At 38.7% G+C, this 17,719-nt stretch carries 15 protein-coding genes, 2 tRNA genes and 1 rRNA gene; 4 read left to right on the forward strand and 14 right to left on the reverse strand.

Going from position 1 to position 17,719, the window contains the following annotated elements; genetic code table 11:
* Nucleotides 1-38: 38 nt before the first annotated feature.
* The 4 genes from H3Z82_RS17720 to H3Z82_RS17735 all read right to left on the reverse strand — a co-directional run bounded on the left by H3Z82_RS17720 (nt 39) and on the right by H3Z82_RS17735 (nt 2,323).
* Nucleotides 39-112 (reverse strand) — tRNA-Ala (locus tag H3Z82_RS17720).
* A gap of 79 nt (nt 113-191) precedes the next feature.
* A tRNA-Ile gene (locus tag H3Z82_RS17725) sits at nt 192-265 on the reverse strand.
* Nucleotides 266-468: 203 nt separating this feature from the next.
* A 16S ribosomal RNA gene (locus tag H3Z82_RS17730) occupies nt 469-1,988 on the reverse strand.
* 140 nt (nt 1,989-2,128) lie between these two features.
* Nucleotides 2,129-2,323, reverse strand: a complete 195-nt coding sequence (locus H3Z82_RS17735) for a hypothetical protein (RefSeq protein WP_182206840.1) — start codon at nt 2,321-2,323, stop codon at nt 2,129-2,131.
* 602 nt (nt 2,324-2,925) lie between these two features.
* On the opposite strand from H3Z82_RS17735, the gene thrS reads away from it, so the two are divergent.
* From thrS to rplT, 4 genes are all read left to right on the forward strand, one after another.
* Nucleotides 2,926-4,869 carry a threonine--tRNA ligase gene (thrS, locus tag H3Z82_RS17740; protein WP_182206841.1) on the forward strand — a complete coding sequence of 648 codons (1,944 nt, stop codon included), beginning with the start codon at nt 2,926-2,928 and terminating at the stop codon, nt 4,867-4,869.
* Between the two features lie 94 nt (nt 4,870-4,963).
* Nucleotides 4,964-5,455: a translation initiation factor IF-3 gene (gene infC / locus H3Z82_RS17745; RefSeq protein WP_317172474.1), complete on the forward strand. Its 492-nt coding sequence runs from the start codon at nt 4,964-4,966 to the stop codon at nt 5,453-5,455.
* Between the two features lie 126 nt (nt 5,456-5,581).
* Entirely contained in the window at nt 5,582-5,779 is a 198-nt protein-coding gene (gene rpmI / locus H3Z82_RS17750; protein WP_182206842.1) for a 50S ribosomal protein L35, read from the forward strand.
* Between the two features lie 146 nt (nt 5,780-5,925).
* On the forward strand, nt 5,926-6,273 hold the full coding sequence (gene rplT, locus H3Z82_RS17755; protein ID WP_182206843.1) for a 50S ribosomal protein L20: 348 nt from the start codon (nt 5,926-5,928) through the stop codon (nt 6,271-6,273).
* A 621-nt stretch (nt 6,274-6,894) separates the two neighbouring features.
* Here rplT and H3Z82_RS17760 read toward each other — a convergent pair.
* The 10 genes from H3Z82_RS17760 to tgt all read right to left on the reverse strand — a co-directional run bounded on the left by H3Z82_RS17760 (nt 6,895) and on the right by tgt (nt 17,610).
* The gene (locus tag H3Z82_RS17760; RefSeq protein WP_182206844.1) at nt 6,895-7,425 is read right to left on the reverse strand and encodes a GNAT family N-acetyltransferase; all 531 of its coding nucleotides are present in this window, start codon (nt 7,423-7,425) and stop codon (nt 6,895-6,897) included.
* A gap of 33 nt (nt 7,426-7,458) precedes the next feature.
* Nucleotides 7,459-8,535, reverse strand: a complete 1,077-nt coding sequence (locus H3Z82_RS17765) for an adenylate/guanylate cyclase domain-containing protein (RefSeq protein WP_182206845.1) — start codon at nt 8,533-8,535, stop codon at nt 7,459-7,461.
* An 11-nt stretch (nt 8,536-8,546) separates the two neighbouring features.
* Nucleotides 8,547-8,822, reverse strand: coding sequence for a hypothetical protein (locus H3Z82_RS17770; protein WP_182206846.1), 276 nt, complete (start codon nt 8,820-8,822; stop codon nt 8,547-8,549).
* Between the two features lie 252 nt (nt 8,823-9,074).
* The gene (locus H3Z82_RS17775; protein ID WP_235982490.1) at nt 9,075-10,259 is read right to left on the reverse strand and encodes an asparagine synthetase B; all 1,185 of its coding nucleotides are present in this window, start codon (nt 10,257-10,259) and stop codon (nt 9,075-9,077) included.
* A 216-nt stretch (nt 10,260-10,475) separates the two neighbouring features.
* The gene (locus H3Z82_RS17780; protein ID WP_182206848.1) at nt 10,476-11,504 is read right to left on the reverse strand and encodes an AI-2E family transporter; all 1,029 of its coding nucleotides are present in this window, start codon (nt 11,502-11,504) and stop codon (nt 10,476-10,478) included.
* 71 nt (nt 11,505-11,575) lie between these two features.
* Nucleotides 11,576-13,123 carry a replicative DNA helicase gene (dnaB, locus tag H3Z82_RS17785; RefSeq protein ID WP_182206849.1) on the reverse strand — a complete coding sequence of 516 codons (1,548 nt, stop codon included), beginning with the start codon at nt 13,121-13,123 and terminating at the stop codon, nt 11,576-11,578.
* A gap of 171 nt (nt 13,124-13,294) precedes the next feature.
* Nucleotides 13,295-14,245: an acetyl-CoA carboxylase carboxyltransferase subunit alpha gene (locus tag H3Z82_RS17790; protein ID WP_182206850.1), complete on the reverse strand. Its 951-nt coding sequence runs from the start codon at nt 14,243-14,245 to the stop codon at nt 13,295-13,297.
* Between the two features lie 138 nt (nt 14,246-14,383).
* Entirely contained in the window at nt 14,384-15,298 is a 915-nt protein-coding gene (locus tag H3Z82_RS17795; RefSeq protein WP_182206851.1) for a DMT family transporter, read from the reverse strand.
* Nucleotides 15,285-16,361 (reverse strand): LptF/LptG family permease, encoded by a 1,077-nt coding sequence (locus tag H3Z82_RS17800; protein WP_182206852.1) that lies wholly within the window; start codon nt 16,359-16,361, stop codon nt 15,285-15,287. Before H3Z82_RS17800 ends, H3Z82_RS17795 begins: the two co-directional genes overlap by 14 nt.
* Nucleotides 16,362-16,479: 118 nt before the next feature.
* Complete coding sequence (gene tgt / locus H3Z82_RS17805) at nt 16,480-17,610, reverse strand: tRNA guanosine(34) transglycosylase Tgt (RefSeq protein ID WP_182206853.1); 1,131 nt, start codon at nt 17,608-17,610, stop codon at nt 16,480-16,482.
* Between the last annotated feature and the right edge of the window lie 109 nt (nt 17,611-17,719).

A 17,719-nucleotide genomic window follows, 5' to 3' on the forward strand; every position in this document is an offset into this window, starting at 1 on the left:
TCTTGATACTTTGTACTTCGTACTCTGTACTTTTTTTGTGGAGAATATCGGAGTCGAACCGATGACCTCCTGCGTGCAAGGCAGGCGCTCTAGCCAGCTGAGCTAATCCCCCAGTTTGAATTCAGAACTTTGAATTCAGAACCTTGAATTATGAATCCCAACTTCCAGAATTTCCTTTCCATAGTAGATAGTAGTCTCAGGCAGACTCGAACTGCCGACCTCTACATTATCAGTGTAGCGCTCTAACCAGCTGAGCTATGAGACTGACTTAGGCCCTTAACCCCTGGAAGGGAACTGCCAACGGCAATTGCCCTAAAGAGCGCTGCGCTCCCCGTCCGAACGTGCCTTTTCGGCGCGGGCGGGTAACCAGCTGAGCTATGAGACTCTACTATAGTATATCAATTAAATCAACAGCGGGAGAACAAAACATCCCTTTTCCAATATCATTCCATGGCCGTCTTTCTCTAGAAAGGAGGTGTTCCAGCCGCACCTTCCGGTACGGCTACCTTGTTACGACTTAGCCCTAGTTACCAATTTTACCCTAGGCCGCTCCTTGCGGTGACGGACTTCAGGTACTCCCAGCTTCCATGGCTTGACGGGCGGTGTGTACAAGGCCCGGGAACGTATTCACCGCAGCATGGCTGATCTGCGATTACTAGCGATTCCAGCTTCACGGAGTCGAGTTGCAGACTCCGATCCGAACTGTGATGGGGTTTGTAGATTCGCTCCTGGTCACCCAGTGGCTGCTCTCTGTCCCCACCATTGTAGCACGTGTGTAGCCCAGGACGTAAGGGCCGTGATGATTTGACGTCATCCCCACCTTCCTCACAGTTTGCACTGGCAGTCTTGCTAGAGTTCCCGACATTACTCGCTGGCAACTAACAATAGGGGTTGCGCTCGTTATAGGACTTAACCTGACACCTCACGGCACGAGCTGACGACAACCATGCAGCACCTTGTGGATTGCCCGAAGGAAAGACCGTCTCTGGTCCTGTCAATCCACATTTAAGCCCTGGTAAGGTTCCTCGCGTATCATCGAATTAAACCACATGCTCCACCGCTTGTGCGGGCCCCCGTCAATTCCTTTGAGTTTCATTCTTGCGAACGTACTCCCCAGGTGGGATACTTATCACTTTCGCTTAGTCACTCAGACCGAGGTCCGAACAACTAGTATCCATCGTTTACGGCGTGGACTACCGGGGTATCTAATCCCGTTCGCTCCCCACGCTTTCGTCCATCAGTGTCAATACATTGTTAGTGATCTGCCTTCGCAATCGGTATTCTATGTGATATCTATGCATTTCACCGCTACACCACATATTCTAACCACTTCACAATGATTCAAGACAACCAGTATCAAAGGCAATTCTACAGTTGAGCTGCAGGATTTCACCTCTGACTTAATCGTCCACCTACGGACCCTTTAAACCCAATGATTCCGGATAACGCTTGGATCCTCCGTATTACCGCGGCTGCTGGCACGGAGTTAGCCGATCCTTATTCTTACAGTACCGTCAAGTCCCGACACGTCGGGATGTTTCTTCCTGTATAAAAGCAGTTTACAACCCATAGGGCCGTCTTCCTGCACGCGGCATGGCTGGATCAGGCTTGCGCCCATTGTCCAATATTCCTCACTGCTGCCTCCCGTAGGAGTCTGGTCCGTGTCTCAGTACCAGTGTGGGGGATCCCCCTCTCAGGGCCCCTATCTATCGCTGTCTTGGGGTGCCGTTACCACTCCAACTAACTAATAGAACGCATGCCCATCTCTTACCCATAAATGTTTAATGCACAACCAATGCCGGTCGTGCATACTATGCGGTATTAATCCAAATTTCTCTGGGCTATCCCACTGTAAAAGGTAGGTTGCATACGCGTTACTCACCCATCCGCCACTCTCATTATCAGCAAGCTGATAAATCCCGTTCGACTTGCATGTGTTAGGCCTGCCGCTAGCGTTCATCCTGAGCCAGGATCAAACTCTTCATCGTTGTTCTTTTAGAGTGCAGATGCACTCAGTACTTTTCAACGACCAAAGGAAATCCAATTCTTGGTACTCAAAATGGCTTGTTCTCTTTTTTTTGTGCAAAACATCGTTTCCAATGCTTCGCTACGCTGTCAATCCAATATGTTAATGAACTTGTTTCTCTTGTCTCCCAGCGAACTCAATCGCTAAGCGGGTGCAAATATACAACCCTTTTTTAGATCCACCTAATGTTTTTGAAAGTTTTTTTGAAAGTTTTTTTTCACCCTCCAAATCCGCAATCTCAAACACTGTTTTCAATGAACCCGCCGCTCCCAACGTTACCGTTTTTTGCGGCTGCAAACATACAACCTTTTTCCAATACGCAAAACATTTTTTAAAAAAATTTTTCGCTCTCTATTTCAAAGGATGTAAATGAACTTTTTCCGCTCCCTCAGAACCAAAGGTCCCTCGTTTGCGGGGTGCAAATATACAACCCTTTTTCCCTTACTGACAAAATTAAATCGTACTTTTTTTGAACTATTTTTCTTCACGCTGGAAATGAATGCCTTAGACGGCGAAAAATATGGTGGCTTATGGCACGGACGGCGTGGACCGGCCCCGCGTTAGCGATGGAGCCCTTGCATGAACTCTTTGCCGGACGCCCGAGCGGACGGGAAAAGTGAGGGGCGAGAGCGCGGTGGACTGCCCCCTTCGGCAGGACAAACGCCCAAAAAAACAAAAACATCAGCCCTACATATAATAGTTGAACGTATCTTATATGATGTACTTTATTATAAATCGTCAACACACTCCTATATATAAGCAGTGAGAAATAAACGTTTGTTGCAGTCCCCCCTACCTGCGCAGCAATTTATTATCGATATTATTTATACCTATATATATATTGTATGTAAGTATTTAACATCTTATCTTTGTCATCCTATAAAAAGTAAGAGCAATATATGATTGATATAACACTACCAGACGGAACTATTAAACCGTTTGCGAACAATGCAACACCAATGGATGTTGCCAAAAGTATAAGTGAAGGTTTGGCTAGAAATGTTATTTCTGCAAGCTTTAATGGAACAACTGTAGAAACCCACACACCTTTAACCACAGATGGCGCGTTGGTATTGTACACCTGGAATGATAAGGAAGGTAAAAAAGCATTTTGGCATTCATCCGCACACGTCTTGGCCCAGGCGCTTGAAGAGTTATATCCTGGTGTAAAGCTTTCTATTGGTCCAGCCATAGAAAATGGTTTTTATTATGATGTTGATTTAGGAGACCATACTATTTCTGATAAGGATTTTAAAGCAATTGAAACTAAGATGTTAGAAATTGCCAGAGGAAAGCACGACTTCAATCTGCGATCTGTTTCAAAAGCAGATGCTTTATCCTTATATGAATCTCAGAACAATGAATACAAAGTAGAGCTGATTGAAAATCTGGAGGATGGCACAATTACTTTTTGCGACCATTCTACGTTTACCGATTTATGTAGAGGCGGACATATTCCGAATACATCGATTATAAAAGCGGTTAAAATCATGTCGGTAGCTGGTGCATATTGGCGAGGGGACGAAAACAACAAGCAATTGATACGAGTTTATGGGATCTCGTTTCCTAAACAAAAGGATCTTACCGAATATCTTCAATTGCTGGAGGAAGCAAAAAAACGCGACCATAGAAAACTTGGTAAGGAACTTGAATTGTTTACTTTCTCAACAAAAGTAGGCCAAGGTTTACCATTGTGGTTGCCAAAAGGAGCTGCATTACGTGATCGTCTTGAGGACTTTTTAAAGAAAGCCCAGAAAAAAGCTGGCTATCAAATGGTGGTTACCCCTCATATTGGTCAGAAAGAGTTGTATGTTACATCAGGTCATTATGAAAAATATGGTGCGGATAGCTTTCAACCAATACTGACTCCTCACGAAGGCGAAGAGTTTTTATTGAAACCAATGAATTGTCCTCATCACTGTGAAATATACAATACCAAACCATATTCGTACAAAGAACTACCCATTCGTTATGCGGAATTCGGCACAGTGTATCGTTACGAACAGAGTGGCGAACTTCACGGATTGACTCGAGTAAGAGGTTTTACTCAAGATGATGCCCATATTTTTTGTACGCCCGATCAGTTGGACAAAGAGTTTAAGGATGTCATTGATTTGGTTTTATATGTATTTGGTTCTTTAGGATTTGAAAACTTTAAGGCCCAGGTTTCATTAAGAGATCCTGACACACCTGAGAAGTACATTGGAAGTAACGAAAACTGGGAGAAAGCGGAAGCTGCCATTCTCAATGCCGCAAAGGATAAAGGCTTGGATTATATTGTAGAAACCGGCGAAGCTGCTTTTTATGGCCCTAAGTTGGATTTTATGGTAAAGGATGCCTTGGGAAGGAACTGGCAATTGGGCACCATTCAGGTTGATTATAACCTACCGGAACGCTTTGATCTTACGTATAAAGGCAGTGACGATGCGCTGCACCGACCTGTTATGATTCATCGGGCACCATTTGGAAGTATGGAGCGATTTGTAGCTATTTTGTTAGAGCACACGGGTGGAAATTTCCCACTTTGGTTAATGCCAACTCAGGCTATTGTGCTATCAATTAGTGAAAAATATGAAAAATACGCCGAAAAAGTTTTAAATGTGCTAGAAAATAACGAAATTCGCGCCCTCGCAGATAATAGAAATGAGACTGTTGGCAAAAAGATCCGTGAAGCGGAAATGGCTAAAATTCCATATATGATTATCGTTGGCGAGCAAGAAGAAAGTAAAGACATGATTTCGGTACGACAACATGGCGGAGAAGATTTAGGCATGATTAGTGCAGTAGATTTCGCGGAGGTTGTCAAAAAAGAAGTTAAAAAGACTTTAAAAACCTTTAAATAAAAAAAAATTAAGTTTAACTAAAAATTTATAAGCCATAGCAATTCGTAGAAACAGAGGTAGCTTCAGAAGAACTGAAAAAGGGGAGCAACATAAAATTAACAGGAACATTAGAGCTGAAAACGTAAGACTTGTAGGAGATAATGTTGAGACCGGGGTATACACCACAAAACAAGCTTTAGCCATAGCTGAAGAACAAGGTGTAGATTTGGTTGAAATATCACCCAAAGCTGATCCACCCGTTTGTAAGGTGATGGATTACAAGAAGTTTCTTTATGAACAAAAGAAACGTGACAAGTCTCTAAAATCCAAAGCGACCAAGGTTGTTGTTAAAGAGATCCGTTTTGGCCCTCAAACAGATGATCACGATTACGAATTTAAAAAGAAACACGCAGAAAAGTTTCTAAAAGATGGTGCAAAGCTTAAGGCTTTTGTGTTTTTCAAAGGACGTTCAATCGTATTTAAAGAGCAGGGACAGATATTATTATTGAAATTGGCCCAAGATCTTGAAGAGTACGGTAAAGTTGAACAAATGCCAAGACTGGAAGGGAAGCGAATGACGATGTTCATTGCTCCTAAAAAGAAGTAGTTTTGACAATTTAAGTTACCGGACAAAGGCTGGTACAATGGTTCAAACATGATTAAGAAACAACGCGCCCCAGAGTTGAGGTGCATGAAAATAATAAGCGAAAAGGAAATTAAAATTTAGGAGAAAATGCCAAAAATGAAAACTATATCTAGTGCAAAGAAACGTTTTAAAGTAACGGGCACTGGTAAGATTAAAAGAAAGCACGCTTTTAAGAGTCATATCTTGACCAAAAAATCTAAAAAGCGTAAACGTGCTTTGACTAAAATGACTTTAGTCCACAAAGCAGATGAAAACAATATTAAACTCATGTTACGTATAAAGTAACAAGATTTTAATCGGTTAAAACAAATTTATAAACCCTGGAGTTAGGCCAAAAAATTAACGTTTGCAGATTGACGATTTTTAATTTGCGAGATTAATCAGACAAAGTGTCAGTAATTGACCGCCTACTACAAAAACAAAATTAAGAAATGCCAAGATCAGTAAATTCAGTAGCAAAGAGAGCCAGAAGAAAAAAGGTTCTTAAACAAGCAAAAGGATACTTTGGAAGACGTAAAAACGTTTGGACAGTAGCCAAAAATGCGGTTGACAAAGCGATGTTATACTCGTACAGAGACCGTAGGGTAAAGAAAAGAAATTTCCGTTCTTTATGGATAACGCGTATTAACGCAGCAGCCAGATTACACGGAATGTCTTATTCAAAATTTATGGGAGGAATCAAAGCTAACAATATCGAATTGAACCGTAAGGTGCTTGCAGATTTAGCAATGAACCACCCAGATGCTTTTGAAGCCATTGCCAAAAAAATTAAAAAATAGGCGTTTCGCCAAAATAACAAACACAATTCGCTTATAAAAAATCCGATTCTTAATTGAATCGGATTTTTTTTATGCCATTACTGAAAAGCTGCATTTACACTTTAGGTTCATTGCAGAGACAACTTTATCAACACTGTTAAAAATAAGAGCTATTTGTTAATCCGCCAGTTTATATCTAGCAAACTATCGGTATTAATTTGACGTGAGCGTTTAGATATTTCGTTAATAATGCTATTAATCTTTATATAAAGATCAGTAGATGGCTGCTCACCTTTTATAGAATTCATAATAATGGGAAATCAGTAAATAAGATAAAAGACGTTGTTAGCTGGAGCGCAACCGAGATTTTTTTAACTGCAAACATTCGGCTTCGACCCATGGCGTAAGCTAACATTATTCAAAATGGATGTTGAAGTCGGTAATGCTCAACCTGACATATACTATAAAAGGTTACACGGAACCTGAAATTAACTCGTAATCCGTATCTCTAACGGATTACTGACGTAGATTTTATCCATATTTAAACCGAATGCGTATTGAGAAAAGACGAGCAAAAGAACAGCAAAAGTGGAAGGGATTTTATAACTCCTGAAATGCAGTGGAAAAAAAATAAGCCAAAGTTTAACGCATGTTTTGGAGCCAATCAGTTTTTTCGATACTATACCGTCTCACCGTGCACTGGCGTTCTTCATTGAAAAACTCCCTCACGGGTTTCATGAATTTTCCTAAAATTTTCACCGAACCAATATTCGCCGTATTGACATCAGCCGACACCTTTTTGGCATGTAAGGTATTAAAATAATACTTTAAGGTTCCTTCTACGATTTCTGTTCCGTATCCTTTTCCCCAATATCTCGATTTAAATCGATAGCCTAATTCCTTATCATTTTCATCGTTAGTTAAAAAAAGACAAAGTCCAATCATCTCAAGATTTCCCTTTTCGAAGATTCCACAAGTGTAGTTTTCTCTGTATATATCCTTCCATTCTAAATTAAGATGGTCTTGGAATTTATTTAATATTTGAGTTTCAGATAAGCGTCGTTGAGGAATTGGATCTATAATATTAGGGTCCGAAAGTAATTCAATGAAACTCTGTTTGTCTTTACTTTTTAGACTCCTAACCCGTAATCTATTGGTTTCAAATAGTTCCATTTTTGTTAATTCACTTTCCTCACGTTGTTACAACTATCTTTTATGTATGGCATGAATTTTCAGTTCTTCTGTTTTACCTTCCAACAATTCATCTCCCAAGGAAATAGCATCGTACTTATTGTTCAAATTGAGTTGTTTAAATAATTCATCAGAGATGAGTAAAGATTCATTATACGTGTTGCATTTCTCTTGAATACGGGAAGTGGAATTGATGACATCACCATGATAGGCCAATTCTTTTTTTACAGTACCAACTTCTGCAATAATGATTTTTCCGGTATGTAAACCTGCTTTAAACTCCGGTTGGATCCCGTACTTTTTCTGGTAGTATTTAGAATGTCTCTTTAGCTTTCTTTCAAAATCAAAAAACAATCTGATACAATTTAGTCTTCTAATGCCTTTTTTAGGCGTCCAACTCAACACAGCTTCATCACCCACATATTGGTAAATTTGAGCGTCATATCTGTTGATGATCTTATTGAGATAAAAGAAACAATCCTGAATAAGTTGGCTGTATTTTAAATGTCCTAGTTTTTCTGCATGTGCTGTGGACGATTTGAGGTCTAAAAACATGAATATCCTGTCCACTTCTCTGGGGTTTCTATATCTACCTATAAGCATTTTGAAGATGATACCTTTTCCAAACTTGTCATTTGCCAGTCTTATAAATGAAAACAGCAAAGAACAGATAATAAAATAGGCAGTGACCATCCAAAATATTTTATTGGAAATCCACCAACCCCTATGGTTTGGAAAATTGATATTGAGATAGTCCTCTGCTAAAAACGCCATTACACTTAATGAGAAAATCAGAAAAAGAAGGTAGATAATCGATTTGATAAGAAGAATTAAACCCAAGTTTAAAGTTTTGGATAAGAACTTATCAAATACATATTCTACAATGGTATAAACTATTGCCACCATGATGCCTAAAGCAATTCCGAATAATAGATATTCGGAAACCGGATATACCGTACTCGGCTCAACGGTCTCCACTCGCTCTTGTTCCCTTCCCAAATATCTAATGAGAATAAAAAAGCAGAACGCAAATGACCAATATAAAACTGAAGAAAAGAAGAGTTTAAAAAACTGTTTAATATAGTATAGCATTCACGTAGATGTTATTGTTTATTTCTTAGTTTCTGTATAACAGCTTTGAATTCTTCCCTATCGACAAATTCCTCACTGGCAATAACGCAATTTTCAAGATGTTTCTTGAAGAAATCATTCTGAGGCAATCCGTTGATTTTTAATTTTTTCTGTAATTGTGCCATTACATGATTACAGCGATAACGCCCATAATCCTGGTCTAAAAACACAAAAGGTTTTTCGGTTTTAGTAAATTTTATAGAAATAGGTGATTTGGGTTTATTAAGAACAGCTTCTTTAATAATCATTATTTCAATTTTTTTTAAAAATAAGAAATATTACGTTTCTATAAGTGCTCATATGATAACAAAAGAAAATTAAAAGATGAACGTATAGTATTGCTGCAATATCCATAAGATGGCATGTTAATGAGATGTCCTCTCAGGCTTAGATTACAAACAAGTATGACAACTGGTTTTACTTTATAATATCAAAAATAAGAGCATCCAAAAACTAGGATTAGACTAAGAAAGGCGCAGTAACTTCATAATAGCTATGAATTAAGTTTTCTGTTTTTTCTTTTTCGCCGCCGGAAACAAAACATTGTTTAGGATTAATCGGTATCCTGGGGATGTGGGATGTAGTTCTAATTCTGTTTTCGGATCGCCAACTTTATGTGTATAATCTTCTGGATCGTGACCTCCATAGAATGTAAAAAAACCTTTTCCTTTAATACCATGGATATATTTTGCTTCGCCATTGGTTTTATTTTCTCCCATTATGAGAACGTTCGATTTAATTTCGTCTCTTGTAAAAGCAGTCGTCTGCCCCATAAAACCTTTTACCAATGCGGTATGGTTTTGACATAGCATGGTTGGAATAGGATCCCATTTGGCAGAAAAATCCATTAATGTAAAATAATCCGTTAACATAGGAATTTGACGCTTGGAAGTCATATCAATGGATGAAAACTCATAAATGTTAGGATTCCTTTCTAAGATAAAATCTTTAAACGCAAAGGTTTTACTATAATCTATTTTACTTTGATAGTTTGGTTCACTCGGGTCGCCATCAAACATCGGCTCACAGATATCTACTCCTTCTGCGGCTAGGGCGATATCAAAACTATCGGTGGCACTGCACATGGCAAACATAAACCCACCGCCAACCACATAGTCACGAATTTTTAAGGCCACCGCCAATTTTTGTTCGGACACCTTATTATAACCTAATTTGGCGGCCAAAGCTTCAGCTTGCTTTTTCTCTTCAATATACCAAGCAGCCGATTTATAGGCTCTGTAAAACTTACCATATTGTCCAGTAAAGTCTTCATGATGGAGATGCAACCAATCGTAAAGTACGAGTTCATCATTTAGTACTTCTTCATCGTAAATGGTTTCATACGGAATTTCGGCATAAGTCAATACCAAAGTCACAGCATCATCCCAGGGTGGATTTCCTTTTGGGGAATAAACAGCAATTTTAGGTGCCTTTTCAAGAACGACAGACTCCATATTTTGGGAAGGACTATTGATAAACTCCAAAATTTCTTCGGTCTTAGCCTCTGAAATCACTTCAAAAGAAATACCTCTAATCTGACATTCTCGTTGAATTTCTTCATTGTTTGGAAACAGAAACGAGCCTCCTCTATAGTTGAGCAGCCATTTTACCTTGAGCTGCCTTTCGAGGGTCCAATAGGTCATACCATAAGCTTTAAGGTGATTCTTTTGTCCTTCGGCATCCATAGGTATAAGAATATATGATGCAAAGGATGAGGCACTGGTAAGAACCAAAAACAAAATAAGTGCAGCTTTTTTCAAAATAGTTGTAGGTTACAATTCGATGTGAACTAGTGATGATGTATGGCCCCTCATTTTAAAAGTGCATATTCATCAATGGAAAGATAAACAAAAATTAAGCGTCGTTGAAATCCTTTAAGAAAATATTGGATAATCTGATTTCTAAAAATCCTGATTCTTTCCTGAAAGGAGACTAGCCACAATTTTTGTGTTTGGGAACTGCTCGAGTATAATTTTCAAAAAGACTGTTATGGGGATGGACATAATCATGCCAGCAATACCCCAAATATAGCCCCAGAACATGAGCATGACCAAGACGGCAATAATGTTAATTGAAAAGGATTTCCCCATAAAAATGGGTTCTAAAATCGATCCGAAAATAACTTGCACCAACGTTATTGCTAAAATAAAGAAGAATAAAGTGCTTGATGGATCCAATTCAACAAAGGCAAAAATAGTTAAACTGATCACGGAAATAAATGATCCGATCATTTGAACAAAATTAATCACAAATGCGAAAAGTCCCCAAAAGATTGGAAAGCTCACGTCAAAATACAAGCAGGCCAATCCGGTAAAAATCCCTGTTCCAAGACTCACCAAAAACTTCACCTTTATAAATGTGATCAGATCATTCTCTATTTTGAGAAAGGTTTTGACCGCGGTATGTTTTCTTTTCAATAATGTGACATGTAATAGCTTTTGCACATTAATGGACTCTGCAAGCCAAAGTACCGTAAAGAAAGCAGTTGTTAAAGCCATACTAATGAAGCTTCCAAGGAAGCCCACCACAGAGCCAATATTTTTGGTTTCAGCCAATTGGGCCATGATACTGCCATTTTTACCAAGTTGCACCCCAAAAAAAGCTTCCAGGGAGTCTTTTAATCCTCTAATCTTGATTTCTGCCTCGGGGAAAAAGGTGCTATCAGATGACATAATTTGTTTACTGGAAAGGTGAATCAATTCTGCCGTAATTGCCATACCCGACAGAATAAGAAGGATTACAATAATAATACTGAGAAATTTTGGAACGCCTTTTTTACCGAGCCAACGCATCAGGGGCAAAAATAGGAGCGCAATAAACATTGAAAAAACCAATGGTATGAAGATAAACGACAAGATTTTTAGCAAGTAAAAAACAAGCGGCACAACAATAACCAGTAATAATAAATTTGTTGTACGTATTTTATCCATGGGTATATTCCTATTAACAGTTTGCAAAGATAATCTTAAACTGCATAAGAAAATAAAGAAAAGTCAAGATTTTAGAATGGCACTTCATTATCCAGATCATCATCCATTGCAGGAGGATCAAAGGCATCAGATGCCGATGGGAAATTACTGGAATTAAAAGAGTTATCGCTGGCTGCAGCATTCATTTTGGAGTGGAATTCCCCAAAAGGTGTATCAAAATCATCAAGATTATCAAACTTACCAAGATGGCCAACAAATTTCAGTCTGATATTCTCCAGACCACCATTTCTATGTTTTGCAACAATAAATTCGGCTTGACCTTCAGTAGGTGATCGTTCTTCGTCATCCCACTCGTCAATTTTATAATATTCTGGTCTATAAATAAATGATACGATATCTGCATCTTGCTCAATAGCCCCAGATTCACGTAAATCAGACAACAACGGTCGTTTACTACCGCCACGGGTTTCGACCGCACGTGATAATTGCGACAGCGCAATTACCGGCACGCTCAATTCTTTTGCCAAAGCTTTCAAGTTACGGGAAATAGTAGAAATTTCTTGCTCTCTATTCCCTCCTTTCTGACTACCACCAGCGGTCATCAGCTGCAAATAATCGATGATGATCATTTTAATACCGTATTGCGACGCCAGTCGACGCGCTTTTGCCCGCAAATCAAAAATAGAAAGTGAAGGGGTATCATCAATAAATAAAGGTGCCTTTTCTAAAGCTTTTACTTTGACATTTAATTGTTCCCATTCATGCTTCTCTAACTTTCCTGTTCGCAGTTTCTCTGATGATAATCCTGTTTCACTCGAAATTAAACGGGTGATCAATTGTACCGAAGCCATCTCCAATGAGAAAAATGCTACCGGAATATTATGCTCAACGGCTATATTTCGAGCCATAGACAAGGTCAAGGCTGTTTTACCCATACCTGGACGGGCTGCCACAATAATCAAATCGCTCTCTTGCCATCCAGAAGTCAATTTATCCAATTTATCGAAACCTGATGGAATACCGCTCAAGCCTTCTTTATTGGAAATATCTTCAATTTTCTTTTTGGCTTGGATGACCAAACTCTGTGCAGTTTCCGTAGACTTCTTGATATTTCCTTGGGTCACTTCATAGAGTTTTGCCTCCGCTTGGTCCAATAAATCAAAAACATCTTTGGTTTCATCGTAAGCCTCTTCAATGATTTCATTAGAAATCTTGATCAGACTACGTTGAATAAATTTTTGAAGAATAATACGTGCATGAAACTCAATATGTGCCGAAGAAGACACGCGTTGGGTCAATGATATAAGATAAAAGTCGCCCCCCACCAATTCCAACTTTGCATCCTTTTTTAGCTGACTAGAAACGGTTAATAAATCGACAGGTTCGCTATTTTCAAATAATTTGAAAATCGCTTCGAAGATGTGTTTATGTGCATCTTTATAAAAGGCATCGGGACTTAAAATATCAATTACCTCGTCCACACCTTTTTTATCAATCATCATTGCTCCGAGAACAACCTCCTCCAAATCAATAGCTTGCGGCGGAATTTTACCTTTCTCCAAGCTAATGATCGTGCTTTTGTCTACTTTATAGCCCTGTATTTGATTTGGTTGTTTCATGAATGCGAAAGTAAATAATTTGTAAAGAATGAGGTCATTTTTTAGCACCTCAATCTTAACAAGTCATCAACAATACAACTGTTGATAACTTTATAATATTGTTAATAAGGCCAAAAAAAACCGAAGCCGTTAACTTCAGTTTTAATTTTTGTTAAGGGAATTAAGGGGTGTTTATTTATAGACCCCCATATCAGCATATTTATCCATACGTTTTTCAACCAATTCTTTTGGTGATAAGTTTTTAAGCTCATCATAAGATTTTTCGATTGCTTTTCGAACGGCCAAAAAGGCTTCTTCACGATTGGTATGTGCGCCACCTAAGGGCTCTTTTATGATACCGTCCACCAATTTCATTTTTTTCATGTCAGGTGCGGTAAGTTTTAATGCTTCTGCTGCTTGTTCTTTATATTCCCAGCTGCGCCACAATATAGATGAGCAAGATTCTGGAGAAATCACAGAATACCACGTATTTTCCATCATCAAAACACGGTCTCCTACACCAATGCCCAAGGCACCACCGGAGGCTCCCTCACCAATAATCACGCAGATTATAGGAACTTTTAAACGGGTCATTTCTAAAATGTTTCTTGCAATAGCCTCTCCTTGTCCTCGTTCTTCAGCTTCCAATCCAGGATATGCGCCTGGGGTATCGATTAGAGTCACTACGGGAAGTTTAAACTTCTCAGCAGATTTCATCAAACGTAATGCCTTGCGATAGCCTTCAGGGTTTGACATCCCAAAATTACGATATTGTCTGGTTTTGGTATTGTAACCTTTTTGCTGTCCTATAAACATATAAGACTGATCTCCAATTTTACCTAACCCGCCAATCATGGCTTTATCATCCTTGACATTCCTGTCGCCATGTAACTCCAAAAAAGAATCACCGCACAAAGCCCTGATATGATCTAAAGTATAGGGCCTATTTGGATGGCGCGACAATTGAACACGTTGCCATGCCGTTAGATTTTTATAGATGTCCTTTTTTGTAGCAAGGAGCTTCTTCTCAATTTGTTCACAAGTTTGGGTCACGTCAACATCACTCTCTTCACCAATCACTCGGCATTTTGACAACTGATCCTCTAGCTCTTTTATGGGAAGCTCAAATTCTAAATACTCCATAGAGATTTAAGATTTAATTATTAGTTAGCCTACAAACCTACGTAATTTTTTCCGTTAAGGTAAAACTACAATCTGAAAAAATAGGTATTTATTAGACCGTCGTACAAAGGTAAGAATAATCAAAGTAACTCTTATAAATTAATCCATTTTGTAGGTGTTTCTTTTTTTAGCTCTATAGGATTTTACATTTTTCAAGATACCATCCAACACAACAGAAATCAGAACTAAACTGGCACCATAGTAAAACTGCGGCCCCATAAGTTCTGTATCAGGAAATAACAGCAAGGCCAAAGCAATGCCATAAACAGGTTCTAAATTATAGGAAAGCACCACCGTATATGGACTAATAAATTTCATCACTTTAACCGATCCGATAAAGGCGTAGGCTGTACAAATAGATGCCAACAGGAAAAGGAATATCCAGTCGGCCGCAGAAAGCGTGAAGAATTTTGCGTCAAACCCGCCTTTAAATACTACTATAAAAAGCGATAAGAATACGACACCGCTAACAAATTCATAGAATGAGATAACTGCTGCTGCATGTTGCTTTATAAAACCACCATTAATAACCGCAAACACACTTGATAATAAAGCTGAAACAACGCCAAGAATGATACCATTGATATATTTCAACTCTCCGTGAGTAATGAGAAATACGCCAATAACCACAATAACCCCAAGTACAATTTCATACCATATAATGCGTCTTTTATAGAACAAGGGCTCAATGAACGAAGCAAAAAACGCCCCTGTAGAAAACATGGCAAGTGCAATGGAGATATTGGATTGTTTGATGGATTCAAAAAAGGTTATCCAATGTAAAGCGACTATGATCCCTGCTGCAAGAAATTTGAACATTGTCCGTTTATCAACCTTTAAGTTAATTTTGGCCCACCTTATATAAAGATACATCAGCAAACCAGCAATCAACATCCGATACCACACCAAAGGAATGGACCCAATTGTTATCAACCGACCCAGAATAGCAGTAAAACCAGCAATAAAGACTAATAAATGAAGGTGTAAATAGTTCTTGAGCTTAGCGTTTTGCATTATAGAGAAGAAAGATCGCTAAGATACCAAAAACGACATTTGGCAGCCATGCAGCTATTAATGGTGAAAAATCAGATTGTTCGGCCAACACGCCAAAAACTTTATCAAAAAACACATACACCATGGCTGTTGTAATGCCAAATGCTAAATTAACGCCCATACCACCTCTTCTCTTTATTGAAGAGACCGACACGGCAATAATGGTCAGAATAAAAACGGCAACAGGCAAACTCCATTTCTTATACTTTACAATCTCATAGCGTCCAATATTTGATGAGCCCCGAGCCTTTTCCTTTTCAATAAAATCTACCAATTCAGAATAAGGTTTAGTCTCAGCAATGTAGTTAACAGGCGTTAGGTCTTCCAAATCAAAAGGAAGAATTGTATCGAGCCTCCGTTCTGTTTCAATAACATCGCCTTTATCCGTAATGGTTCTTTTATAATAATTGAAAAGTTTGTAGGTACTGTCGATTTCCGAATAACGAATTGAATTTGCAAAAATCTTATAGATCAATTCGTTATTTTCAATATGCTCCAATGTGAAATTATACCCAGTGTTCTGAACCTTATCAAAGCTACTCACATAAATAAAGTCTGTATCATTAATCTGCCTAAAAATATTTTGACCTGGATCTTGATGTCTGGCACTCTTCAAATATTTATAGGTAAATTCATTAAAACCCTGACTTGCGATAGGCGCCAAATAAAACCCCAATATCATGGCAAAAATAGAAATGATGGTCGCACCAATAATATAAGGTCTCAAAAATCGAGAGAAGGAAACTCCTGAGCTTAAAAAAGCGATAACTTCAGTGTTGTTGGCCAGCTTTGAAGTAAACCATATCACAGATAAAAATAAAAATATGGGAAACAATAAATTGGCAAAATAAATCGTAAAGTTGAGATAATAGAGCGCCACTTCACCAAAAGGCACTTTGTTCTCTAAAATTTTACCAATCTTCTCGGCAAGGTTTACTGTGATTCCAATAGGGATAAACAACAGCAACATCATCAAAAATGTGAAGAGATAGCGTTTTAATATGTACCAATCAAGGATTTTCAAAGTCTGCGGACTGTTATTTCGATTTATTAACTATTGTTTATTCCTGAAATTAAAACTAAAGCCTGTTTTTCAACTTGTTACACTGGGCACTGTCGAAGTGCCTAGTAGAGTTCCAGTTTTATAAGCGTTTATCCATCTGTTTTACCATCATATCTTTCCATGTTCTAAAATCTCCAGCTAAGATATGTTTTCTTGATTCTCTGACCAACCATAAATAAAATCCGAGATTGTGAATCGTGGCAATCTGCATGGCCAAGCGTTCATTAACGCTAAACAAATGACGCAAATAGGCTTTGGAATATTCTGTATCAACATAGGTCATGGCCATCTCATCCAGAGGAGAGAAATCTGCTTCCCACTTCTTATTTTTTATATTGATAGTACCGTGAGCCGTAAATAACATACCATTTCTGGCGTTCCGCGTTGGCATAACACAATCAAACATATCTACACCTAACGCAATATTTTCTAGAATATTGATTGGGGTTCCTACACCCATTAAGTAGCGGGGTTTATCCTCTGGTAGGATATCACAAACTACTTCCGTCATGGCATACATTTCATCGGCAGGCTCCCCTACTGAGAGTCCACCAATAGCATTTCCTACGGCACCGGCATTAGCTATGTATTCAGCTGATTGTTTGCGTAAATCTTTATAGGTACTGCCTTGGACAATCGGGAAAAAACTTTGTTCGTAACCATATTTGAACGGGAGTTTCTCCAAATGGTTGATGCATCTGTCCAACCAGCGATGGGTCATGTGCATGGATCTTTTGGCATAATTATAATCGCATGGATAAGGCGTGCATTCATCGAATGCCATAATAATATCGGCACCAATAATGCGTTGGATTTCCATGACGTTTTCTGGGGTAAATGTGTGGTAACTGCCGTCAATATGCGATTTAAACTTGACGCCTTCCTCCTTAATCTTCCGATTGGCAGATAACGAATAGACCTGATAGCCACCGGAATCCGTCAAAATATTACGGTCCCAATTGATAAACTTATGCAAGCCTCCAGCCTGTTCTAAGATTTCCGTTTGCGGACGCAAATACAAATGGTAAGTGTTGCCTAAAATGACATCTGCATTAATATCATTTTTAAGTTCTCTTTGATGAACACCCTTTACAGAACCTACTGTACCTACCGGCATAAAAATAGGGGTTTCAATAACCCCATGATCGGTAGTAAGTACACCTGCCCTCGCTTTGCTTTGAGGGTCATTTCCTTTTAATTCAAATTTCATACGCGGCAAACCTACATCTTTTTTAATTCAAATTAAAAATTTTCAAATTGAAGGACGATGTCAGTATTATCTTAATTATTGTTGTCAACAGCCTCGGGACAATCCCGTG

Origin of the sequence: Gelidibacter maritimus (assembly GCF_014062315.1) — a bacterium.
GTDB classification, from domain to species: domain Bacteria; phylum Bacteroidota; class Bacteroidia; order Flavobacteriales; family Flavobacteriaceae; genus Gelidibacter; species Gelidibacter maritimus.